Source organism: Streptomyces sp. PH9007 (genome assembly GCF_059813725.1).
Genome location: NZ_CM187440.1, coordinates 842,149 through 864,341 on the forward strand (window position 1 = coordinate 842,149; position 22,193 = coordinate 864,341).

Sequence of the window (22,193 nt, forward strand, 5' to 3'; positions counted from 1 at the left end):
GCGGGCCCGCTCCCGGCTCACGCCTCGTCGGTGCGCAGGGTGCCCGGCGGGCGGTAACTCCACTCGCGGTCGGCGTCCGTGATCGGGCGCAGGACGCGGGCTGGGGTCCCGGCCGCGACGACCATCGGCGGCACGTTGGCCGTCACGACGCTGCCGGCGCCGATGACCGAGCCGCGGCCTATGGTGATGCCGGGCAGCACGGTGACGCCGGCGCCGATCCACACGTCGTCCTCGATCCGCACCGGTGCGGAGAACTGTCTGCCGTCCGCCCGCAGTGCGGGGTGGACGGGATGACTGGTGGTGGTGATCGTGACGTGCGGGGCGAACATCACCCGGTCGCCGATGACGACCTCGGTGTCGTCGATGAGGGTGAGGCCGAAATTGGCGTAGACGTCGTCGCCCAGCTGTACATGGGTGCCGTAGGCGACATGCAGGGGTGGCTCGATCCACGCCCGCTCCCCGATCGCGCCGAACAGCTCGCGCAGCAGGTGCTCGCGACCGGCCGCGTCGCGCGCGCCGGTCCGGTTGTACGCGTCGGCCCGTTCCTTGCCGCGCAGCCGTTCCTCCGCCAGCCCCTCAAGCCCTGGAGCGCCGTCGCTGTACAGCTCGTGGGCCGCCATCCGGCGGCGCACCTCCCGCTCACGGTCGTCCATGGCGCCGGGCCCGCCCGCGCCGTCCGTGTCCACCTCGCCCATCGGATCTCCCTCGATCAGGTGGGCGGGATTCTCCCAGAGCGGCCGGCACGGCCGGCGGCCCGGTCCGCGGAGAGCGCCGGGGCGCAACCGGGGGCAGGGCCGGGGCCGGGGGCTGACACCTCCCGCCCGGCCCGCGACTCCCCCGGCTGTGGGGTCCCCCGGACGGAGTCCGGGGGGAGGCCGGGAGGTGCCTCCGGCACGGCGCCTCGCCGCGCTCCACTCCGCTCTGTCCCCGCTGTTGCGCGAGGGCCGTGGAGGCGGAGCCGTCGGGACGCCCCCGCGACCCACGCTCCCCCGGCCTCGGCCGGGAGCCGACCCGAGCACCGGACACCGCCGGCTCAACCGGCGCTCCGGGCCGGGCCGGACGCTCCCTAGACCCGGGCGCTGCCCGAGGGCAGCGCCCTGGGCATGGCGGCCTCCAGCTCCTCCCGCAGTTCGTCCACCGTGGCGTAGCCCCGGTAGTAGGCGCTGAGCCGGTACATCTGGCGCAGCCGGACCCAGGTCCGCAGGGACGAGTTCTCGCGGATGCTGTGCAGGGCCAGCCGCGCCGTGTTCGTCGCCTGGTCGGGTTCGTCCGCGATGAAGTGCGCGGAGGCCAGCGAGATCTGGTCGAACAGCATGGCCCGCTGCCGGTCCTTGATCCGCAGCGCCAGCGCCTCATTCGCGTGCCGCTCGGCGATCCGGGCCGCCGCCGGGTCGTGTTCGGCCAGTGTGCGGTACGCCAGGGCCTGCATCCCGTGCAGATCCGCCTCGTCGAACATCTGCATCCAGCTCGGCGGCGGCACGTCGGTGCGGTCGGAGACGAACAGGTCCTCGGCCTCGCCCAGGGTGCGGCGCATCGCCTGCCCGCGCCCCAGGGACGCCTGCGCCCACGCCTCGATGGTGAACAGCATGGCGCGGGTGCGCGGCAGCGCCTCGTCCCCGGCACCGCGCTTGGCGAGCTGCATCAGGTCCAGCGCCTCGTCGGGCCGGCCCAGGTGCACCATCTGGCGTGCCGCCCGGGACAGTGCCTCCCCGGTCCGGGGCCGGTCACCACTCTCCTTGGCCGCGTGGGCCGCTATCACGAAGTACTTCTGCGCGGTGGGTTCCAGGCCCACGTCGTGGGACATCCACCCGGCCAGGACGGCCAGGTTGGCCGCCACCCCCCACAGCCGCCGCTGCAGATGCGGGGGGTGGCGGTAGGCGAGTATGCCGCCCACCTCGTTGAGCTGGCCGACCACCGCCTTGCGCTGGAGTCCGCCGCCCTTCTTGGCGTCCCAGGCGCGGAAGATGTCGACGGAGCTTTCCAGGGCGTCGATCTCCTCGGAGCCGACCGGGGCCGCCTCGTAACGGTCGAGGCCCGCTGAATCGATACTGCCGGGAGTGAGTTCGGAGGGGGAGGAGGCCCCTGAGCCCGGAGGGGTCAGAAGCCAGTCGTGCATGGCGTCGCTGAGTGCGGAGCCTGCGGCGAGCGCGGCGCCCGCGCCCACCATGCCGCGTCGGTTGAGCATGAGGTCCATTCCCGTGAATTCGGTGAGAACCTCGGCTGTCCGCCGGGGAGCCCACGGCAGCCCGTCGATGGACTGGCGTGTCCCCGCTTCCCCTGGCCGGCGCAACCCGAGATCCTCGATGGTCACGACACGGCCGAGTCGCTCGGTGAACAGCGCCGCCAGCACCCCGGGCACCGGATCACGGGGGGTTTCCCCCACCTCGATCCAGCGCCGTACCCGTGACGTGTCCGTGGACAGCTGGGGATGGCCCTGGGCGGCCGCCTGGCGGTTGACCAGGCGGGCGAGTTCGCCCTTGGACCACCCCGCCAGCCTGAACAGGTCGGCCAGGCGGTTGTTGGGTCGTCTGCTCACGTCAAGCCCCCAGGATCTCGGCTGAGTTGACAGTAACCGCCAAGGGGGGCCGCGATGCCCATTCGCCAGGGTTCGCCAGGGTCCGCTTGGTGGTGCGCCACCCGCCCGGGGCGGTGGTGTAGAACCGCGCCACCCCGGTCCGGTCTCCGGCGGGCATTCCCCAGGATGCCAGTGCGGGCCCGGGTCGGGGGCGCCCTCGAACGTACCGGCGTACGAAGGGACCCTGCCCGCCCATGTACTCAGCACCCTCACCCGTGTTCAACCGGCCCCGGCCGCGCCTGGCCGACCGGACCGGCGCAGGCGCCCCGGCCGCCGCGCTCACCGCTGAGCGACCCGGCCGGGCCGGCGGCCGTGCCGTCCCGCCGCCGGGCGGCGCCCGGCTGGACCTCTCGGGTGCGCGTGGGGCCCGGCTGCGTGCGGCGCTGGCCGCGGTGCAGGAGGTCTGTCCGGAGTTCAGCGCGGTCCAGGTACTGCGCGAGCGCGGCCCCTCCCTGGTGATCGCCGGGATGACGGGGCGGCGGGCGGCCGTCGCCAAATGCCTGCTGGACGCCCCCGCGCACCCGGCGCGGGCCGAGCGGGCCCGGCAGGAGATAGCGGCGTACCGCAGCTTCGTACGGCACCGGCCGCCGGTCCGGGTGCCGAAGCTGGTGGCCGCCGATCCGCACAGCTGCACGCTGGTGACGGAGTTCATCCCGGGGCGGCCGGCCGCCGGCGTGCGGCATCCGCTGTCGCCGCCGGGCGTGGCGGACGAGCGGGCGCTGCTGGGCGCGCTGGTGCGGCTCGGCCAGTGGCAGCCTCCGGCCGGTGCCTTCGACGACGCCGTCAACTATCCGGCGCAGCTGGCCCGCTACCACGCGCTGGGGCTGCTCACCGATCGCGACATCGGCGATCTGCAGGCGCTGCTGCACGGGTTGCGCGGGCTGCGGGACCCGGGGCAGGAGCTGCCGCGGCAGTTCTGCCACGGCGAGGCGCTGGTGAGCAGCGTGGTGCTGTCGCCGACCGGTCCTGTGCTGGTGGGCTGGGACGCGGCGGGCTGGTATCTGCCGGGGTACGACCTGGCGACCCTGTGGGCGTGTCTGGGGGACGCGCCGCTGGCGCGCCGCCGGATCAGCCAGACGGCGCAGACGTCGGGGCCGGCCGGCCGGGACGCCTTTCTGGTGAATCTGATGCTGATCCTCACCCGGGAGATCCGGATCTGTGAGGAAGCGGTGCAGCGGGCGATGCGGGCGGCGCCGGGTCCGGCGACGGCGGGCGGGATGGCGTACGGCGAGGAGCAGCGGCTGTTGCTGCGCCGGCTGCACGACGACTGGGCGCTGGCGCGGCGGGCGGTGCGGGCGGCGGTGGGGACGCGCTGAGGCGGTGCGGGCGGGGCGGCGCGCGGGTGAGGTCATTGACTCACGCATAGCAGACATATAGTCATACGAGCGTGGAGTCCGTACACCGCACCGGCCGCCGCGCCGTCCGCGCCGTCCTGGGCCTCGCCGTCGCGACGGCACTGCTGCTCCCCGGCGGCGCACTCGCCGCGCCACCGGCACCGGCACCGCCGCACGAAACGACCCTGCGGCAGGCGTTCGGCACCGCCGCCGAACGCTACGGCGTGCCCGAGGCGCTCCTCCTCGGCCTCGGCTACCTCCACTCCCGCTGGGAACACCACGACGGCGCCCCCTCGGTCACCGGCGGCCACGGCCCGATGCATCTGCGGGAGGACGGCCCCGGCTGGGCCACCGTGGAGCGCGCCGCCGAACTGACCGGCCTGCCCGCCGAACAGCTGCGCACCGACCAGGCCGCCAACGCCGCCGGCGGGGCCGCGCTCCTCGCCCGCGCCCAGCGCGACCTCGGCCTGCCCGCGAGCGGTGACCCGGCGAACTGGTACGGCGCGGTGGCCCGATACTCCGGCGCCGACACCGCGCAGGGCGCCGCGGCCTTCGCCGACGAGCTGTACGCCGTCCTCACCGAGGGCCAGGCCCGCCGCACCCCCGAGGGCCAGTACCTGCGCCTGCCCGCCCACCCGCGCCTGTCCCCCGCCACCGCCCAGCTGGCGCTGCTCGGCCTGCCCGGCGCCGCGAACACCACGGCGGACGCCACCGAATGCCCCGCCGACGTGACCTGCGTGTGGCAGCCCGCCGCGTACGAGGAGTACCCCGGCGCCGACGGCGAACCCGACTACGGCAACCACGACAAGGCCGACCGGCCCGCCTCGCAGCGCGTGGAGTACATCGTCATCCACGACATCGAGGGCTACTTCGACAGCATGACCGACCTGATCGAGGACCCGCGCTACGTCTCCTGGCACTACACCCTGCGCTCCTCGGACGGCCTGATCGCCCAGCACGTGCCCACCTCGGACGTCGCCTGGCACGCCGGGAACTGGTACGTCAACAGCAAGTCCATCGGCATCGAGCACGAGGGCTTCCTGGCCGATCCCACCGCCTGGTACACGGAGGCGATGTACCGCTCCTCGGCCCGCCTGGTGCGCCACCTGGCCGCCGCGTACGACATCCCGCTGGACCGGCACCACATCATCGGCCACCACAACGTGCCTCCCACGCTGCCCGAGAACGCCTCCGCCATGCACAACGACCCGGGCCCGTACTGGGACTGGGCGCACTACTTCGACCTGCTCGGGGCGCCCTTCGGATCGGCGGACGAGGAAGTGGCCGACGGCCCGCTGGTGGTCATCGACCCGCCGTACGCGGGCGGCACCGGCGACGGCTTCTCCGGGGTGGCGTTGCGCTCCTCCCCCGACCCGAAGGCGCCGCTGCTGGGCAACTCCTCGCTGGACATCGGGGACACCGGCGCCCGCGCCGCCGCCGGACAGACCTTCGTGCTCGCCGAGCAGCGCGGAGAGTGGACGGCGATCTGGTACGACGGCCGCAAGGGCTGGTTCCACAACCCGCCGGACGCCCGGACCGCGTACCGCGCCGACGGGGTGCGCGTCACCGGCGCGAGCGGCACCGGCAAGGGGGACACCGTTCCGGTGTACGGCCGCGCCTACCCCGAGGCGGCGGCCTATCCGGAGGACCTGCCGCCGGAGGACGTGACGCCGATCGCGGAGATCCCGGCGGACCAGGAGTACGCGCTCGGGCTGAGCACCGCCGCCGAGTTCCTCGCGGCACGCTCCTTCGATCCGACGCGGCACCGGGTGATCAGGGGCGAGGAGTACCACCAGATCCAGCTGGGCCACCGGATCGGGTACGTACGGGCGGCCGACGTCCGCCTGCTGCCACCCTCCTGAGGCGCCTCGGGCCGGCCCCTGCCGCGCCGCGCGCTACTGCTGGAACATCTCCGCGGGCAGCGGCTTCAGCAGCTGGTACAGCTCGTCGGTGATCGGCCGCTCCCAGCTGGCGATGGTGACCAGCACCCCGTCGCTGCGGTCGAACTGCACGCAGGAGACCCGGCTCTCCGAGCAGGTGATGCGGTGCACGATCAGCAGGTTGTCGTCGTGCATCACGGGGATGTCCTCGGACCCGGTGACCCGCACGTCCTCGTCGATCTCCAGGGCCGCGAGCAGCTGATGCACCTCGAAGGGCACATCGTCCTCTTCGATGTCGCGGGCCGGCGAACCCTGCGGGAGGTTGCCGATGACCATCGCGGGGCCGCGCCCGCCGAACAGGTCGTAGCGCAGCACCACACCCTGGCAGCTGCCGTCGGGCGCGGGCAGCAGGCCGGCGCCCAGAACTCCCGGCCAGTCACCGGGATCCATGGCCAGTACGTCGAAGTCCGGGCCCGCGGGGGACGCGGCGCTGCGGCGGCGGAGAAAGGACATACCCGCAATGGTACGTGGCCCGCGCCGGTCATCCGCCGGGACCGGCACCGCTGTCCCAGCCGCTCTCCCACCCGTTGTCCCAGCCGTCCGCCGCCCGCCGGTACAGCAGTGCCGCCTCCTGCGGGCGGCCCAGCCGTTCCAGGCAGTACGCCTCGTCGTTGCGGCTGGTGGCGGTGTCCGGATGGGTGGCGCCCAGCACCTTCTCCCGGGCCCGGCGCACCTGCCGGTACTCGGTCAGCGCCTCCGCCCAGCGGCCCAGCCAGCCCAGCGCGATGGCGATCTCGCGGCGGCTGACGAGGGTGTCCCGGTCGTCCGGGCCCAGCACCCTGGCGCGCAGCGACCACACCTGCCGGGCCTCCGCCAGTGCCTCCGCCCAGCGGCCCAGCCGCCCCAGCGAGATGCCCCGGCCGTGCCGGGCGCGCAGCGTCCGCGGATGGCGGTCCCCGAACCGGCCCGCGCACACCGCGATCAGCTCCTGGTACAGGGCCAGGGCCTGATCGGGGTGGCCGAGCCGGCCCAGGCAGATGCCCATCTCGAACCGGGCGTCCAGCGCCTCGGGCACACCCGTAGCGGCGACCGGCCGGTGGGCCGCGAGCGCCTCCGCCCAGCGGCCCAGCCGGCGCAGCGCGTGGGCGAGCTGGTACTGGCTGGCCAGGGTGTCCGGATGAGCGGCTCCCAGGGCGCGTTCACGTTCGGCGGCCAGCGCGCGGTGTGCCTCGTACGCCTCGGGCCAGCGGTCGAGGCGGCCCAGCGCGAGGGCGGCGCGGTGCCGTCCGGCGAGCACGGCCAGGTACTCGGGGGCGGGGCGCGGCCCCGGCAGCGTGCCGGTGACCGGGCCGGTCCACGGTCCGGTGAGGCCGGACGTGCGGTCGGGGGGCGGCAGGCGCAGCGACCACGAGCCGCTGGCCCGGGACCCGGCGCGCATCCCGCGGGTCCACTCCGGCAGCGGTGCCTCGCCGTCGAGGCCGCTGCCATTGCCGGTGCCGCCGGCCGGGGTCACCGGGCCGGCGTCCAGCTCCCGTACCAGCACGGCGGCGTCCGCCGGGCGGTCCTCGGGACGTTTGGCGAGCAGCGCGAGGATCAGCCGGTCCAGCGGCTCGGGGATCTCCGGGCGGTGGCTGCTGGGCGGTGCCGGGAGGTGGTCACGGTGGCCGATCAGGATGGCCCAGGGGTCGCCGAGGTCGAAGGGCGGGGCGCCGGTGGCCAGCTCGTACAGCACACAGCCCAGCGAGTACAGATCACCGCGGTGGTCCACGGGCTGTCCGGCGATCTGCTCGGGCGACATGTAGTGCGGGGTGCCCATGGCCATGCCGAAGCCGGTCAGTTTGGCGGAGAACCCGATGTCGTGGGCGAGCCTGGCGATGCCGAAGTCGCAGATCTTGACGGTGCCGTCGGTCAGCCGCATCACATTGGCGGGCTTGAGGTCGCGGTGCACCACACCCTGTTCGTGGGTGTAGGCGAGGGCGGCGGCGGTCTGGGCCGCGATGTCGGTGACGTCCTCGACGGGCAGCGGGGCGCCGCCGCCCTCGCTCAGCACCTGGCTGAGGTTGCGGCCGACGAGCAGTTCCATGACGAGGTACAGCAGTCCGTCGTCCTCGCCGAAGTCGTGGACGACGGTGATCCCCCGGTGCTGAAGCCCGGCCGCCACCCGCGCCTCGCGCCGGAAGCGCTGCCGCAGCACCCGCAGGAAGGACTCCTCGCGCCCCGACCCCAGCGGCTTGAGGCATTTGACGGCCACCCGCCGGTCCAGCGCCTCGTCCCTGGCGCTCCAGACCTCCCCCATGCCGCCCCGGCCGATCAGCTCCAGCAGCTGATACCGGCCGTGAATCACCGGACGCTCCGTCATGTCCCCCTTCTTCCGCCATTCCCGACCCGGGCGGAGACGTCTCCGCAGGGGGCCAGTATGACGGTCCCGGCCGCCCCCGTAACGGTGAGCGGCCGGTCTCGGAAGGGGGTGGGGAACGCCTCAGGCGGCGGCCACGGCGGCCCTCGGGTCCGGCAGCGCGTCACTCAAGGAGGTGACCGCCTTCGCCAGCCTGGCTCCCGCCTCCGCGTCCAGCCGGGCCGGGAGGCCGTCGGCCGGCCGGGTCAGGGCCCGGTCCAGGACGAAGCAGCCCTGCACGATGTGCGCCGCTCCCATGGTGGCCAGGACCGGGCGCAGCGCGTAGTCCAGCACCAGGGCGTGCGCCAGGCTGCCGCCGGTGGCCAGTGGCAGCACGGCCTTGCCGGCCAGGGCGTACTGCGGCAGCACGTCGAGCCAGGACTTGAGCACGCCGGAGAACGACGCCTTGTACACGGGGGTGCCGATCACCAGCGCGTCGGCGGCGGCGACCCGGGCGGCGGCGGCGCGCAGCAGCGGGTCACCGAAGTCGGCGCGCAGCAGGGCGTGCGGCGGGAGGTCGCGTACGGCGAGGGTGTCCGTACGGTGCCCGGCGGCGGCCAGGGCCTGGCCCGCGAGGTGGACGGCGGCGGTGGTGCGGGAAGGGTCGGAGGGGCTGCCGCTGACGAGGAGGACGCGGGGCATGGCGGGTTCCTTCCGTTACGGGCGGGGCGGGGTTGGCGGGATCGGGAGCGGGGACGGGCGGCGCGGGGCGGTACGGCGGACGAACGGCCGGGGCGGGCCCGGCGGTCAGCGCCCGTGCGGTGCGTTGTCGACGTGCTCGGCGACATCGACGTGGGGGTCCAGGACGCCGATGCCGTGCATGGTGTCGGCGGTGCCCTGGATGGCGGCGATCGCCTCGTCGGTCACCGGCCCGAAGGAGAGGTAGGAGGACCGGGCGAGGGCCTCGGCGACGTACGGGGAGGCGCCGTTCTTGTCCTGGATGACCCGGGCGTACTCCTCGGGGTGCTCGGCGGCCCAGGCGAAGGCCCGGCCCAGGCGTTCCAGCACATCGGCAAGCGCGGCGCTCTTGTCCTCGTCGGCAAGGGTGCGTTCGGTGGCGGTGATGAGCCCGTAGCCGCTGGTGAGTCCGTCCCGGCCGTCGATCAGAACGCGACCGCCCTGCTCGACGGCGCCGTGCTGGTAGGCGCCGAAGATGGCCCAGACCTCGATCCGGCCGGAGGCGAAGGCGGCCTGGGCGTCGGTGGGCAGCAGATACTGCACCTCGACGTCGTCGTAGGACAGGCCGGCCTGCTCCAGGGCGTTGGCGAGCAGCAGTTCGGCGATGCTGCCCTGGGCGGAGGAGACGACGACCTTGCGGCCGGCCAGATCGGCGACGGTGCGGATGGCGGAGTCCTCCTGGACGAGGATCGCGGTGCCGCTGCCGTCGTTGCGCAGGGCGGCGACGGCCCGCAGCGGGACGCCGCCGCTGAGAGCCTGGAGGGTGGGCAGGTCGGCGGCGTAGCCGGTGTCGGCGGCGCCGCCCTGGACGGCCTGGAAGAGGGGGGCGGCGCCCTCGAACTCGGCCCACTTGACGGTGTAGTCGGTGTCCTCCAGGACGCCGGCTGCGGTGGCCAGGGTCTGGAGATTGCCGGCCTGGTCGCCGAGGGTGAGGGTGACGGAGCCGCCCTCACCCGTGCCGCTGTCGCCGGAGCCGCAGCCGGCGGTGGTGAGCAGCAGCGCGGCGGCGGCGAGTGCGGTGGTGAGGGTACGGGCGATGCGTCGCATGACGGTGTCCAGGTGCTCGGTGGGGCGGGGGCCGGTCGGGTCGGGGTCGGGGGATTCGGGACGGTTCAGGGGGTCCGGGGGGTCTCGGTGCCGGTGACGCCGAGCCAGGAGAGCAGCCGGCCGCGCAGGGCGATGATGTCCGGGCTGTCGATGGCGCGGGGGCGGGGGACATCGACGGTGACCTCGTGGGCGATGCCGCCGCCGTCCATCACCAGGACCCGGTCGGCGAGCAGCAGCGCCTCCTCGACGTCGTGGGTGACCAGGAGGATCGAGCAGCCGTGCCGCCGCCACAGTTCGCCGACCAGGCGCTGGGCCTTGCCCCGGGTCAGCGCGTCGAGCGCGCCGAAGGGTTCGTCCAGCAGGAGGAGTTCGGGTTCGCGCACGAGGGCGCGGGCGAGGGAGACGCGCTGCGCCTCGCCGCCGGACAGCGTCTTGGGCCACACGCCGGCGCGGGAGGCGATGCCGACCTCGTCGAGGTACCGGGTGGCCAGGGCGCGGTCGGCGCGGCCGGGCAGGCCGAGGACGACGTTGCGCCACACCCGCAGCCACGGCAGCAGCCGCGGTGACTGGAAGGCGACGGCGCGGCGCGCCGGTACGGTGACCTGCCCGGCGATCTCGTCGTCCAGGCCGGCGAGGATGCGCAGCAGGGTGCTCTTGCCGCAGCCGCTGTGCCCCAGGAGGGCGACGAACTCGCCCTGCCGGATGGTCAGGTCCAAGTCCTCGATGACGGTGCGGCCGTCGAAGGCGCGGCTGAGGCCACGGATCTCGACCCCGGAGCCGGTGGCGGCCCCGGTGCCGGGCTCCGCGCCAGCGGCTCGTTCGGAGGCTCGTTCGGCGGGGTGTCGCGTCGGGTTGGCGTCGGTGGTGGCCATGGTGGGTCTCACGCACCCTCTCCGTCGAAGGACGCCCGCCAGGACAGCAGCCAGCGGGACAGCAGCCGGACGATGAAGTCGCCGAGCAGGCCGAGAACGGCGTAGACGGCGAGGCAGAGCACGATCACATCGGTGCGGAAGTACTGCTGGGCGTTGATCATCAGATAGCCGATGCCCTCGGTGGCGTTGACCTGTTCGGCGAAGACCAGGGCCAGCCAGGCGGTGGACAGGGCGTAGCGCAGTCCGACCAGGGCGCCGGGCAGGGCGGACGGCAGGATCACGTGCCGGATCAGCCCGATCCGTCCCAGGCCCAGCATCCGGGCGGCCTCCACCAGTTGGGCGTCGGTGGAGCGGATGCCGCCGTAGATGTTGAAGTACAGCGGGTAGGTGACGGCGAGCGCGACCAGGGCGATCTTGGGTGTCTCGTCGATGCCGAACCAGATGATGAACAGCGGGATGAGGCCCACCCAGGGGATGGCGCGCAGCATGCCCATGGAGGAGTCCACGAGGTCCTCGCCGATCCGGAAGAGTCCGGCGGTGAGCGCGAGGGTGATCGCGACGACGGCGCCGAGGGCGAAGCCGGTGCCGGCCCGCACCGCCGAGGTACCGATGGCGCTGGGGAGTTCACCGGAGGCGGTCAGTTCGACGGCGCGGCGCAGCACGTCGACGGGCGAGGTCAGCACCTCGGACGGCAACAGGCCGGTGACGGAGGCGAGGTACCAGGCGAGCAGCAGGGCGGCGGGGCCGCCGGCGCGGCGGACGCCGCGCGGGATCAGGGGGCCGCGGCGGCCACGGGTGGCGGGACGGATGGTGGTGCGGGGCCCGCCCGTGGGGCCGGGCGCGGACCCGGGGACGGTGCGTGGTCCAGCACCTGTTGCGGCCCGGATGCCGGGTTCGACGGTGCCGGGTTCGATGGTGGCGACGGCCGGGGCGGGGGCGGTGCCGGCGGGTGGGTGCTCCGATACGGACATCGGCGGGTTCCTTCCTCGGTCGGGGTCAGCCGGGCAGCGGACCGGTGGCGACGGGGCGGGCGGGATCGGCCGACCAGGCCGACCAGGAGCCGGGGTAGAGCGCCGCGTCGATGCCGGCGGCGGCCAGCGCGGCGATCTGGTGGGCGGCGGTGACACCGGAGCCGCAGTAGACGCCGACGGCGGGGGCAGTGTCGGCCCCGAGCGCGGCGAAACGTTCCCGCAGCCGGGCGGGCGGACGGAAGCGCCCGTTCTCGTCGAGGTTGTCGCCGGTCGGCGCCGACCGGGCACCGGGAATGTGACCGGCCCGGGGATCGACCGGCTCGTTCTCCCCCCGGTAGCGGTCGGCGGCCCGGGCGTCCAGCAGCAGCCCGCCCCTGGCGAGAGCCGCCGCCTCGTCGGCGCTCAGCACGGGCAACTGCCCGGCCGTCAGGGTGATGTCGCCGGACGGTACGGGCCCGGGCCGCCCGCTGGCCAGCGGTTCACCGGCGGCCCTCCAGCCGGCCAGCGCCCCGTCCAGAAGGCGTACCCGCGCCACCCCGCCCCAGCGCAGCAGCCACCAGGCGCGGGCGGCGGCGAGCCCGCCGGCGTCGTCGTACACCACCACGGACCGCCCCTCGCTCACGCCCCAGCGGCGCGCCGCCGCCTGGAGCGCGTCCGGCTCGGGCAGGGGGTGCCGGCCCGCCCCGGGGGTGGCGGGGGCGGCGAGTTCGCGGTCGAGGTCCACGTACACGGCGCCGGGCAGATGTCCGGCCTCGTACTGCTGCCGCCCGTCGCTCTCCCCCAGCCGCCAGCGCACGTCGAGCAGCACGGGCGGGGCGGATCCGTCAAGAAGCGCGGCGAGTTCCGCGGCGCCGATGGTCACCTGGCTCATGCGCCGGCCTCCGGGACGCGGCGGGCCGCTCCGGTGCGCCCTGCGGCTGCGTGGCCGACCGTGCCGTTCACGCGGCTACCTCCCGCAGCAGACCGGTCTCGGCGGTGGCGATGGGCGGCAACCCGGCGGCGAGCCGCAGCCGTTCCAGGAACAGCACGACGGAGGCGGCGGCGGTGCGGTGGGTGAGGTCGTTCAGGGCGTCGTGGCGAGTGCCGGCCAGGGAGACCAGATGCACCTCGGGGAAACCGCTGTAGACCCGGCGGGCCGCGCTCAGCGGACTGACGGCGTCCTTTGCGCCGTGCAGGGCGAGTACGGGCACGCCCACCCGGTCCAGCGCGGGCGGCCGGTGCTCCCCGGTGAGCGCGCCGCGCCGGAACGCGGCGTCGGCGGTGAGCCGCCCCCGGTGTGTGGGGCAGGCGGTGCGCAGTTCCAGCTCGGCTCCGAAGTCCGCGCCGGACCCGGTGGGTTCGTCCGCCGCCGTGGGCAGTCCGGCCAGGACGAGCGCGTCCGGTGCCACGACGCCGTCCGCGACCAGGGAGACCGCCGCCAGGGCTCCGGTGTCGGAGCCGAGCAGCACGCGCGGCCCGGCCGTCTCCTCCCGGGCGAGCAGCGCGGGGACGGCGGTGGCCGCGGTGGCCGGATCGGCCAATGCCCGTACCCGGTAGGCGTCGAACGCCAGCCGGCGGCCGAGCCGTTCGTACACTCCGCCGTGCTCGCCGCGCCCGGGGAGCACGATCACGGTGCCCCGGGCGGCGAGCCCCGCAGGTTCGTCCCAGTGGTGGACGGTGGGGCGGCTGGTCACGGTGGTCCTCGTTTCGGTGGGGACGGCGGGCGGCAGGGCAGCCGGGGACGCGCCGCGCGGGCAGGCCGGGGCAGCGGACGGCGGGCCCGGCGGCGCGGGCAGGCGCAGGAGTGGAGGGGAGCGGGCGGAACGGGACGGCTCGCGGGCGCCGGATCAGCGGATCGGGCCGCGGCGGTACCGGCGGTGACGGGCGCTCAGCGCAGGCGACAGCGGGTGGCGCCGGCCAGGCCGAAGTCGACCACCCGGCGCTGGGTGAGGAGCACTCCCCGGCCCACGGCGGCACCCCGCACCTCGCGGCCGGCCAGCGGCCGCCGTGCGGTGTCCTGGCGGCGCGGCCCGGCGGGGGCCGCACCCTGCGGGGTGCGCGACATGCCCTCAGCATGACGGGCTTCGCCCGGTGCCGTCCAGCGACGATTCGTCATCGGAACCGATCACGAACCGCGATCGGTCACCGGCCGGGGCAGCGACGGGGCCCCGGGTCGCGGCGAGGCGGCGCGCGTGACGCCGTGGCACGCGGGGTACGCGGACCCGGCCGGTGAGCTGATCGACGGCACGAGCGGGCGCCGGCCCCGCGCGGCGCACACCGCCGGGCGCACCGTGACCGATGATGCGGGAACAAGGACGGACCGCCCCGCCGTACAGCCGTACAGGAGTCGCCCCGATGACGGATCTGCCCCTCCCCCGCTCCACGTTCTTCGACGAGGCGTTCGCCGGTGCCCCGGTGATGGGGATCTTCCGGGGGTACGACCCGGAAGCCACCGTGGAGCTGTGCGGGCGGGCCTGGGATCTGGGCATCCGGATGGTCGAGGTGCCGGTCCAGGACCCGTCCGCCTACCCCTCCCTGCGGGCCGCCGTCGCCGCCGGGGCCGAGCGCGGGCTGCCGGTCGGGGCCGGGTCGGTGCTCTCGGCGGCGCAGGTGCGGGAGGTGGCGGTGGCGGGCGCCGCGTTCGCCGTCTCACCGGGGATGCTGCCGGAGGTGGCCGGGGCCTGCGGGGAGCACGGGCTGCCGTATCTGCCGGGGGTCGCGAGCGCCACGGAGATCGCGCAGGCGCTGGCACTCGGCCTCGGGTGGCTGAAGGTGTTCCCGGCCGCCCAGCTGACCCCGGGCTGGGTCCGTGCCCAGCTCGCCCCGTTCCCCGACGTGTCGCTGGTGGCGACGGGCGGCGTCGACGCCTACAACGCCCAGGACTTCCTGGCCGCCGGCTGCCGGGCGGTGGCAGTGGGCTCGGCCCTGGAGGACGGGGCGCAGCTGGAGCAGTTGGCGGATCTGATGCGGGCCTGACGCCGGTCGGGCCCGGTCCGACCGCTCAGCCGTCGGCGGCGTGCGCGGCGCGCTGGGACGCGCTGCGCAGCACGCAGAACTCGTTGCCCTCGGGATCTGCCAGGATGACCCACCCCGTTCCGTCGGGCCGCCGGTGGTCCGCGACCAGGGTGGCGCCGAGGGCCAGCAACCGTGCGGTCTCCTCCTCGCGGCTGGTGTCCGGACGCAGACACAGATGGATCCGGTTCTTGACGGTCTTGGGTTCCGGCACCTGGTTGAAGTGCAGCAGCGGCCCGGAGGGCAGCAGCACCTGGGTCTCCTCGTCGCCGGGAGCGTCCTCCGCGTGCTGCGGGTATCCGGTCACCTTGCTCCAGAACTCGGCCAGCTCGTAGGCGTTCGCGCAGTCGATCGCCACGTTCTCCACTATCGACACCATGGCGCCGACCCTCCCCCACCACCCCGTCCCGCCGCCACCGGATTACCCGAGGCGGCGGCGGCCACCACCAATACCGCCACCTGAGTGACCAGCGCCGGCAACAGACCCAGGAGCGGATGCCAGCGGATCAGCAGCGCCCCACCGACGGCGCCCAGCAGCAGCGCCACCGGGGCCGCCAGCCTGCGCCGCCGCCACGGGGGCTCGGCGATCGCCAGCGCGGTGAGGGTGCTGGTGATGACGGTGGTGGGCAGGTCGGCGACGCCCAGCCGCCGGACGGCGCCGCCCTGCAGCCCCATGGCGAAGCCGAGCAGCCCGGCCAGCACGTCACGGGTGGCGACCGTCCACAGGGCCGTCACCAGCACCAGCGTCAGGGTGCTCGCGGTCAGCGCCGCGACGACCCGGGCCGGCCAGGCGCCGGGCGGCACCGTCTGCCGTGCGACCCGCCCGGCCGCGACCGCGCCGGCCACGAACGCCGCCAGCGCGATGCCCGTGCGCAACAGCGGGATCTCTCCGTGCCCGGCGGCGGCGAAGCCGAGCAGGGCCACGTTGCCGGTCATGTTGGCGGTGAAGACCCGGTCCAGGGTCAGATAGCTGACGGCGTCGACCGAGCCGGTGGCGAAGGTCAGCGCGATGAGCAGTGCCACCCGCAGCCTGCTCTGCGTCACCTCGGCCTCCTCCGCCCGCCGCCGCGTCCCCCTTCTCCCTCACCCTGTCCGGCGCGGCGCCGCTCCGCATCCGGCCCGCCCGCGCCCCCGGGGTCCCGCTCCCCCGGACGCCGCGCGCCCGGGTGCCGTACCGGTCCCGCGTCCGTAGGCTGGCCGAATGAAGATGCTGATGAACGTCCCGGAACGGGTGGTCTCCGACGCGTTGCACGGAATGGCCCTGGCCCACCCGGAGTTGGTCGTCGACGTCGACAACCGGGTGATCGTGCGGCGGGACGCCCCGGTGGCCGGCAAGGTGGGCCTGGTCTCCGGCGGCGGATCGGGTCACGAACCGCTGCACGGCGGCTTCGTCGGCCCCGGCATGCTGGACGCCGCCTGTGCCGGGGAGGTCTTCACCTCCCCCGTTCCCGATCAGATGGTACGAGCGGCCGCCGCCGTCGACAGCGGTTCCGGTGTGCTGCTGATCGTCAAGAACTACACGGGCGACGTCCTCAACTTCGACATGGCGGCCGAACTGGCCGAGGACGAGGGCGTACAGATCGCCAAGGTCCTCGTCCAGGACGACGTGGCCGTCACCGACAGCACCTACACCGCCGGCCGGCGCGGCACCGGCGGCACCCTGTTCGTGGAGAAGCTGGCCGGCGCCGCCGCCGAGGAGGGCGCGAGCCTGGACCGGGTGGCGGCGATCGCCCGCCAGGTCTCCGACTCCTCCCGCAGCTTCGGGGTCGCGCTCAGCGCCTGCTCCACCCCCGCCAAGGGCGGCCCGACCTTCGATCTGCCGGCGGGCGAACTGGAACTGGGTATCGGTATCCACGGCGAGCCGGGCCGCGAGCGGCGCGCGATGATGACCTCGGGTGAGATCGCGGATGTCGCGGTGGACGCGCTGCTGGAGGACCTGCGCGCGGATGGTCCGGTGCTGGCGCTGGTCAACGGCATGGGCGGGACGCCGCTGCTGGAGCTGTACGGCTTCAATGCCGAGGTGCAGCGGGTTCTGACGGCGCGCGGGATCTCGGTGGCGCGTACCCTCGTCGGCAATTACGTCACCTCGCTCGACATGGCGGGCGCCTCGGTGACGCTGTGCCAGGTGGACGAGGAGTTGCTGCGGCTGTGGGACGCGCCGGTGAGCACGCCGGGGCTGCGCTGGGGCCGTTGAGCCAGGGGAGTGTGAGGACGAGGATGGACGCGGAATTCTTCCGTCGCTGGCTCACCGCGACGACGCGGGCCGTGGACGAGGAGGCCGAACGGCTCACGGAGCTGGACTCGGCCATCGGCGACGCCGACCACGGCGCCAATCTGCGGCGCGGCTTCCGGGCGGTATCCGAGGCGCTGGCGGCGCAGGAGCCCGATGTGGTGGTCACACCCGGCGCGGTGCTGATACTGGCCGGGCGGACGCTGATCTCCAAGGTCGGCGGGGCGTCGGGGCCGCTGTACGGGACGCTGCTGCGGCGTACCGGCAAGGCGCTGGGCGACGCGCCCGAGGTGTCGGACGCCGAGTTGCGGGCGGCGCTCGACGAGGGCGTGCGGGCGGTCGGGACGCTCGGTACGTCGCAGGCCGGCGACAAGACGATGCTGGACGCGCTGATCCCCGGGGTCCAGGCGCTGGCCGAGTCCTATCCGGCGGCGCGGGACGCCGCCGCGCGCGGGGCGGAGGCCACCATCCCGATGCGGGCGCGGCGCGGCCGGGCCAGCTATCTGGGGGAGCGCAGCATCGGGCACCAGGATCCGGGGGCGACATCCTCGGCGCTGCTGTTCGCGACCCTGGCGGAGGTGGCCGGCGATGTCTGAGGACGAGGCACTGGTCGGGGTCGTGCTGGTCTCGCACAGCAAGGAGGTCGCGGAGTCGGTGGTACGGCTGGCGGCCGGGCTGGCCGGTGGCGGGCGGCTGACGCTGCTGGCGGCGGCCGGCGGTGACGCGGACGGCGGTCTGGGCACCAACGCGGAGCTGATCACCGAGGCGGTGCGCCGGGTGGACCGGGGCGCGGGGGTGGCGGTGCTGGCGGACCTGGGCAGCGCGGTGCTCACCGTGCAGGCTCTGCTGGCCGAGGGCGACGAGCTGCCGCCGCGTACCCAGCTGGTGGACGCCCCGTTCGTGGAGGGCGCGGTGGCGGCGGTGGTCACGGCCTCGGCGGGGGCGGATCTCCAGGCGGTGGCGGACGCCGCCGGGGACGCCTACACCTTCCGCAAGATCTGAGGTCCGCCCGGCCAGGGCGGGCGCCGGCCGGTGGGACATCGCCCACGGAACCCCGCCCGCCCGGGCCGGTCGGGCGGGCGGGCGGGCGGGTCCGGCGTGGCGGCCCGGCGGGCGGGACGGCCGGCGCTACGCGGTGCGCGATCCGCCGTCATCCGTCCGGAAGGAAGCCACCACGGGCAGCGCCGACACCGCCAGCGGTACCGCGTCCGCGACCGCCAGGTCCCGGGCGGCGTACGAGCCCTCCCCCGGAACGCTGGCCCGCACGCGGCGGGCGATCCTCGACGCGGCGATCGAGGTGTTCGCGCGTGACGCGACAGCCTCCATGGGCGAGATCGCCCACGCGGCCGAGGTCGGCCGCAGTACCTTGCACCGCTACTTTCCCGACCGGTCGGCGCTGATCCGGGCCCTGTTGGTCGACTGCGCGGAGACCGCCCAGCAGCGGCTGGCGGAGGCCAGGCTCGACGACGGACCGGTCTCCGAGGCCTTCCGCCGACTGGTGAGGACGATGTTCGACCTCGGATTCCGGGTCAACTTCCTGTTCAACGAGGTCGGCTCGGGCGACTGGGACGACACGGCATGGGAACAGGCACACATCCCGATCGCCCTGCTCTTCCAGCGCGGCCAGCGGGAGCGCTACTTCGACCGCGAGCTGGAGCTGGACTGGTTCATCCGCACGCTCTGGTACCTGGTCTCCGCCGGCTGGGAGTTGATGGACGAGGAGGGCACGCCCCCTGTCACGCCCTGCTCCGGCCCGCCCGGGAAAGCTAGGGTCGGGCCATGGCTACCCCAGATTTCATTCGCGGCCTCCGGCGCTCCGCAGGGCACCAGTTGCTGTGGCTGCCCGGCGTCAGCGCCGTCGTCATCGATGACCAGGAGCGGGTGCTGCTGGTACGCAGGGCGGACAGCGGCGCGTGGACCGTCGTCGGCGGGATCCCGGAGCCCGGCGAGGAGCCGGCGCTGACGGCGGTGCGCGAGGTGTACGAGGAGACCGCCGTCGAGGTCGAGGTGGAACGGGTGGTGTCCGTCGGGCCGACCCCCGTCGTGGAGTACCCGAACGGCGACCGGTGCCAGTACATGGACATCTGCTTCCGCTGCCGCCCCGTCGGGGGCACGGCGCGGGTCAATGACGACGAGTCCTCGGAGGTCGGCTGGTTCGCACCGGACGCCCTGCCACCGCTCGCCGGCCTTCAGCTGGACCGGATCGCGCGGGCCCGGGTCGCGGACGCGGCGACCTGGTTCGGCTCGCCGGTCAGTCCGCGCGTCTCCGGGTAGGCGAGGGCGGCGGCCGGCAGCGGTGCCTCCCGGCCGCCCGCCAGCACCAGCAGGGCGCCGGTGGCGGGCGCGTCCGGCGCGGGCGCGGCACCGATCCGGCGCAGCGCCTGCGCGGCGACGGCGTCCGCCGAGCCGTACAGCGGCACGGGGCCCAGGTGCGCCAGGCGCTCCCGGATGGGGCCGGTGACGAGTTCGTAGTGGGTGCAGCCGAGCACGACGGCCGCGGTGCCGGCCGGGGTGAGCGCGGCGGCGGCCGTCACGGCGGCGTCGACGGCGTCGCGGTCGGCGCGTTCCACGGCGTCGGCGAGCCCGTGACAGGGCACCTCGGTGGCGGTGGCGCCCCCGGCGAAGTCCGCGATCAGCCGGCGCTGGTAAGGGCTGCCGGTGGTGGCGGGGGTGGCCCAGATGGCGAAGGGGCGGCCCGCGGCGGCGGCCGGCTTGATGGCGGGCACCGTGCCGATGACCGGGATGCCCGGTTCCAGCTCGGCCCGCAGCGCCTCCAGGGCATGGACGGAGGCGGTGTTGCAGGCGACGATCAACGCGTCGGGGCGGTGCCGGGCAGCCGCCCGGGCGCACTCCAGCGCCCGGGCGGTGATGTCCTGCGGGGTTCTGGGGCCCCAGGGCATGCCCTCGGGGTCGCCGGAGAGCAGCAGGGTGGCGTCGGGCCGCTGCCGGCGTACGGCGGCAGCGGCGGCCAGCAGCCCCAGACCGGAGTCGACGAGTGCGATCTTCACACCCGCCAGCCTACGTGCGCGGGGCTCCGTTCACTTGCTGCCGGGGGTCCACTGCATGCCCCAGCCGTAGACGTAGTCGACGGTGCGCTGCGGGCTGACCCGGGGCTCGGGCACCAGGTAGCGGGCCTCGCGCTGGACGATCAGCTCACCGTTGGTGTTGGTGAGCAGGGCCAGGACGCACACCGGGGAGTCGACGGTGCACTCGTCGAGGGTGAACTCGACGGGGGCGCCGTGCTGCGGGGTGAGCGTGACGGTGGCCGCGATGTCCTTGAAGCTCGCGGCGCCGGAGTAGACGGTAACGAAGATCACGATGCGACGCAGGTCACGGACGTGGTCGAGGTTGATGGTGAGGTTCTCGCCGGCGGCCACCGCGCCCGTGCGGTCATCGCCGTCGAGGTGGATGTACGGGGGCTGGTGCAGGGCGCCGAAGGCGTTGCCCAGGGCCTGGACGACGCCCTTGCGGCCGTCGGCCAGCTCGAACAGGGCGCACAGGTCGAGGTCGAGGGCCCCGCCCATGGCCTTGCTGAACTTCTGCTTCCAGCTCTGCTGCTCCTGGGCGCGTTCCTGCCAGTTGAGGTTGACGCGGATGGTGCCGCTGGTGGCGCCCTGCTTGGCCAGCGAGATGCTGGGGGCGCTCTTGGTGAGCGTGACCTTGCTCAGCCGGACCGGGGCGGCGGGCGGCGCGGGCGCCTGCGCCGGTACGGGCGGGGCGGCCACGGGCGGCGCCTGGGCCGGTACGGGCGGGGCGGCGGGCGGCGCCGGGGTGTCGTCCACCGAGATGCCGAAGTCGGTGGCGAGACCGCTCAGCCCGCTGTCGTAACCCTGGCCCACGGCGCGGAACTTCCAGCCGCCGCCGCGCCGGTACAGCTCGCCCAGGACGAACGCGGTCTCGGTGGAGGCGTCCTCACTGTCGAAGCGGGCGAGTTCGGCGCCGGTGTCGCCGTCCAGCAGCCGGATGTGCAGTCCGGGCACCGCGCCGAAGGCGCCGCCGTCGGCGGAGGCGGCCAGCACCACGGTCTCGATGCCGGGCTCCACGGAGCCCAGGTCGACGCCGAGCCGGTCGGTGACGGTGCCGCCGGTGGGCTGCTTGCCCTCGTGCCGCACGGCGCCCGAGGCGTGCCGGGGCTGGTTGTAGAAGATGAAGTCGTCGTCCGAGCGGACCTTGCGGTCGGCGAGCAGCAGCGCCGAGGCGTCCACGTCGGGTGCGCCGGGGGCGGCCTGCCAGCCGATCTCGACACGGACCGAGCGTGCCGTCACCGGGACATTGGCACCTTTGAGCATCTTCGCTTCCTCCGCGTCGGGTGGCCGGGCCGGCGCGCCGCTGTCCTGGGGCGCGTCATCAACTATGCACCACCGGTCCAACTACCCTCGGGTACGCCCCCGTCGGCGGGGGCGTGGCGGCGGTATGTGATCACTCATCGGCCATTTTTCTCCGGTTTTCCCGATATTCACGGGTATCGCGTGCTCGGGGACCCTCCAGGGACGGTAAAAGACCCGCTAATCGCTCTCCCCAACCACCACACGGTGGGCTTAACTTATGGAGCATGACCTCCCCTCGCCCCTACGGCGGTGGCTACTCCTCACCGTCATTCCCTGACACGCCCATCTACGACAGGTTGGTGGCCGAGCGGGGAACCCCGCAGATCGCCCCCATCCGGGTCTCGCTGCCCTACGATCAGCTGCACGGCTTCCCGTCCGCCAACCCCGTGCCCAGCGCCCAGCCGGCCCTGCCCGCGCTGCCGGCCCTGCCCTCGGCGGCCTCGCCCGCCCCGGCCCCGCAGCAGCACGGCTACCAGCCGAACGGCTACCCCGAGTACCAGTCGGCGATGCCGGCCCGCCAACAGCTCCCGGCGCCCGCGCCGCAGGCCCCGGCCGCCTACATACCCCAGCAGGCGCCGGTGCAGCGGCCGTACCCGGGCCAGCAGGGGGCGCCCGCACCGGCCCCGCAGCAGATGCGGCCGGCCGCCGCCGCGCCCCGTCCGGCGGCGCCGCGACCGGCGCAGCCCGGCGGGTACGGCTATCCGAACCAGGGGCACAGCCAGGGTCAGGGCCAGAACTACGCGCAGGCCGCCCAGCAGAGCCACGGGCCGGGGCAGGGACTGGGACAGGGGCAGGGGCAGGCGCAGGGGTACCAGGGTCAGTACCCGGCGGCGCAGCAGCATCAGCAGCAGCACCCGTACCCCGGTGCGGCTCAGCAGGGGCAGGGTCAGGG

Annotated in this window: 24 protein-coding genes and 1 pseudogene; 9 read left to right on the plus strand and 16 right to left on the minus strand. The window is 74.6% G+C overall.

All coding sequences use genetic code 11. The features are described 5' to 3' along the window. Positions 1-17: 17 nt before the first annotated feature. Both ACTFAP_RS03595 and ACTFAP_RS03600 read right to left on the minus strand, forming a co-directional pair. Positions 18-695: a sugar O-acetyltransferase gene (locus ACTFAP_RS03595; protein ID WP_500468224.1), complete on the minus strand. Its 678-nt coding sequence runs from the start codon at positions 693-695 to the stop codon at positions 18-20. A 371-nt stretch (positions 696-1,066) separates the two neighbouring features. After that, positions 1,067-2,536, minus strand: coding sequence for a DNA-binding protein NsdB (locus ACTFAP_RS03600; RefSeq protein WP_500468225.1), 1,470 nt, complete (start codon positions 2,534-2,536; stop codon positions 1,067-1,069). Positions 2,537-2,769: 233 nt separating this feature from the next. On the opposite strand from ACTFAP_RS03600, the gene ACTFAP_RS03605 reads away from it, so the two are divergent. Together ACTFAP_RS03605 and ACTFAP_RS03610 are read left to right on the plus strand one after the other, a co-directional pair. Continuing rightward, positions 2,770-3,891: a phosphotransferase gene (locus ACTFAP_RS03605; protein ID WP_495683444.1), complete on the plus strand. Its 1,122-nt coding sequence runs from the start codon at positions 2,770-2,772 to the stop codon at positions 3,889-3,891. A 71-nt stretch (positions 3,892-3,962) separates the two neighbouring features. Further along, the gene (locus tag ACTFAP_RS03610) at positions 3,963-5,771 is read left to right on the plus strand and encodes an N-acetylmuramoyl-L-alanine amidase (RefSeq protein WP_500468226.1); all 1,809 of its coding nucleotides are present in this window, start codon (positions 3,963-3,965) and stop codon (positions 5,769-5,771) included. A 33-nt stretch (positions 5,772-5,804) separates the two neighbouring features. On the opposite strand, the gene ACTFAP_RS03615 is transcribed toward ACTFAP_RS03610, so the two are convergent. From ACTFAP_RS03615 to ACTFAP_RS03655, 9 genes are all read right to left on the minus strand, one after another. Further along, the gene (locus ACTFAP_RS03615) at positions 5,805-6,302 is read right to left on the minus strand and encodes a hypothetical protein (RefSeq protein ID WP_390120331.1); all 498 of its coding nucleotides are present in this window, start codon (positions 6,300-6,302) and stop codon (positions 5,805-5,807) included. Positions 6,303-6,330: 28 nt separating this feature from the next. Then, on the minus strand, positions 6,331-8,148 hold the full coding sequence (locus ACTFAP_RS03620) for a serine/threonine-protein kinase (RefSeq protein ID WP_500468227.1): 1,818 nt from the start codon (positions 8,146-8,148) through the stop codon (positions 6,331-6,333). Positions 8,149-8,268: 120 nt separating this feature from the next. Continuing rightward, positions 8,269-8,826 (minus strand): NADPH-dependent FMN reductase, encoded by a 558-nt coding sequence (gene ssuE / locus ACTFAP_RS03625; protein ID WP_500468228.1) that lies wholly within the window; start codon positions 8,824-8,826, stop codon positions 8,269-8,271. Between the two features lie 105 nt (positions 8,827-8,931). Further along, positions 8,932-9,909: an ABC transporter substrate-binding protein gene (locus ACTFAP_RS03630; RefSeq protein ID WP_500468229.1), complete on the minus strand. Its 978-nt coding sequence runs from the start codon at positions 9,907-9,909 to the stop codon at positions 8,932-8,934. 65 nt (positions 9,910-9,974) lie between these two features. Then, positions 9,975-10,781, minus strand: a complete 807-nt coding sequence (locus ACTFAP_RS03635; protein WP_500469388.1) for an ABC transporter ATP-binding protein — start codon at positions 10,779-10,781, stop codon at positions 9,975-9,977. 8 nt (positions 10,782-10,789) lie between these two features. After that, positions 10,790-11,752, minus strand: a complete 963-nt coding sequence (locus tag ACTFAP_RS03640; protein ID WP_500468230.1) for an ABC transporter permease — start codon at positions 11,750-11,752, stop codon at positions 10,790-10,792. Between the two features lie 25 nt (positions 11,753-11,777). Then, the gene (locus ACTFAP_RS03645; RefSeq protein WP_495683450.1) at positions 11,778-12,623 is read right to left on the minus strand and encodes a rhodanese-like domain-containing protein; all 846 of its coding nucleotides are present in this window, start codon (positions 12,621-12,623) and stop codon (positions 11,778-11,780) included. A gap of 67 nt (positions 12,624-12,690) precedes the next feature. Continuing rightward, entirely contained in the window at positions 12,691-13,425 is a 735-nt protein-coding gene (locus tag ACTFAP_RS03650) for an alpha/beta hydrolase (protein WP_500468231.1), read from the minus strand. A 194-nt stretch (positions 13,426-13,619) separates the two neighbouring features. Beyond that, positions 13,620-13,796 (minus strand): hypothetical protein, encoded by a 177-nt coding sequence (locus ACTFAP_RS03655; RefSeq protein ID WP_400013256.1) that lies wholly within the window; start codon positions 13,794-13,796, stop codon positions 13,620-13,622. 290 nt (positions 13,797-14,086) lie between these two features. Here ACTFAP_RS03655 and ACTFAP_RS03660 point away from each other — a divergent pair, with 290 nt between their 5' ends. Beyond that, positions 14,087-14,707 carry a bifunctional 4-hydroxy-2-oxoglutarate aldolase/2-dehydro-3-deoxy-phosphogluconate aldolase gene (locus tag ACTFAP_RS03660; RefSeq protein ID WP_495683452.1) on the plus strand — a complete coding sequence of 207 codons (621 nt, stop codon included), beginning with the start codon at positions 14,087-14,089 and terminating at the stop codon, positions 14,705-14,707. 25 nt (positions 14,708-14,732) lie between these two features. On the opposite strand, the gene ACTFAP_RS03665 is transcribed toward ACTFAP_RS03660, so the two are convergent. Next, positions 14,733-15,122, minus strand: a complete 390-nt coding sequence (locus tag ACTFAP_RS03665) for a VOC family protein (protein ID WP_390120357.1) — start codon at positions 15,120-15,122, stop codon at positions 14,733-14,735. Further along, complete coding sequence (locus tag ACTFAP_RS03670; RefSeq protein WP_500468232.1) at positions 15,110-15,787, minus strand: YoaK family protein; 678 nt, start codon at positions 15,785-15,787, stop codon at positions 15,110-15,112. Before ACTFAP_RS03670 ends, ACTFAP_RS03665 begins: the two co-directional genes overlap by 13 nt. A gap of 157 nt (positions 15,788-15,944) precedes the next feature. On the opposite strand from ACTFAP_RS03670, the gene dhaK reads away from it, so the two are divergent. The 3 genes from dhaK to ACTFAP_RS03685 are packed head-to-tail and all read left to right on the plus strand — an operon-like array spanning position 15,945 to position 17,975. Then, on the plus strand, positions 15,945-16,937 hold the full coding sequence (gene dhaK, locus ACTFAP_RS03675; protein ID WP_436981516.1) for a dihydroxyacetone kinase subunit DhaK: 993 nt from the start codon (positions 15,945-15,947) through the stop codon (positions 16,935-16,937). A 23-nt stretch (positions 16,938-16,960) separates the two neighbouring features. Next, entirely contained in the window at positions 16,961-17,569 is a 609-nt protein-coding gene (gene dhaL, locus ACTFAP_RS03680) for a dihydroxyacetone kinase subunit DhaL (protein WP_495683455.1), read from the plus strand. Next, positions 17,562-17,975 (plus strand): PTS sugar transporter subunit IIA domain-containing protein, encoded by a 414-nt coding sequence (locus tag ACTFAP_RS03685; protein ID WP_495683456.1) that lies wholly within the window; start codon positions 17,562-17,564, stop codon positions 17,973-17,975. Before dhaL ends, ACTFAP_RS03685 begins: the two co-directional genes overlap by 8 nt. Before the next feature lie 126 nt (positions 17,976-18,101). On the opposite strand, the gene ACTFAP_RS03690 is transcribed toward ACTFAP_RS03685, so the two are convergent. Continuing rightward, positions 18,102-18,299, minus strand: coding sequence for a hypothetical protein (locus ACTFAP_RS03690; protein ID WP_495685048.1), 198 nt, complete (start codon positions 18,297-18,299; stop codon positions 18,102-18,104). On the opposite strand from ACTFAP_RS03690, the gene ACTFAP_RS03695 reads away from it, so the two are divergent. Next, positions 18,298-18,936, plus strand: a complete 639-nt coding sequence (locus ACTFAP_RS03695; RefSeq protein ID WP_500469390.1) for a TetR/AcrR family transcriptional regulator — start codon at positions 18,298-18,300, stop codon at positions 18,934-18,936. The genes ACTFAP_RS03690 and ACTFAP_RS03695 overlap by 2 nt on opposite strands. Beyond that, positions 18,855-19,247, plus strand: a complete 393-nt coding sequence (locus tag ACTFAP_RS03700) for an NUDIX domain-containing protein (RefSeq protein WP_500468233.1) — start codon at positions 18,855-18,857, stop codon at positions 19,245-19,247. Before ACTFAP_RS03695 ends, ACTFAP_RS03700 begins: the two co-directional genes overlap by 82 nt. Here ACTFAP_RS03700 and ACTFAP_RS03705 read toward each other — a convergent pair. Further along, the gene (locus ACTFAP_RS03705) at positions 19,163-19,981 is read right to left on the minus strand and encodes an aspartate/glutamate racemase family protein (RefSeq protein WP_495683458.1); all 819 of its coding nucleotides are present in this window, start codon (positions 19,979-19,981) and stop codon (positions 19,163-19,165) included. The two genes, ACTFAP_RS03700 and ACTFAP_RS03705, sit on opposite strands and share 85 nt — an antisense overlap. Positions 19,982-20,011: 30 nt before the next feature. Next, positions 20,012-21,262: a TerD family protein gene (locus tag ACTFAP_RS03710; protein ID WP_500468234.1), complete on the minus strand. Its 1,251-nt coding sequence runs from the start codon at positions 21,260-21,262 to the stop codon at positions 20,012-20,014. A gap of 263 nt (positions 21,263-21,525) precedes the next feature. On the opposite strand from ACTFAP_RS03710, the pseudogene ACTFAP_RS03715 reads away from it, so the two are divergent. After that, positions 21,526-22,032, plus strand: a pseudogene (locus ACTFAP_RS03715) (DUF6643 family protein); the annotation flags it as partial. Positions 22,033-22,193: the final 161 nt, after the last annotated feature.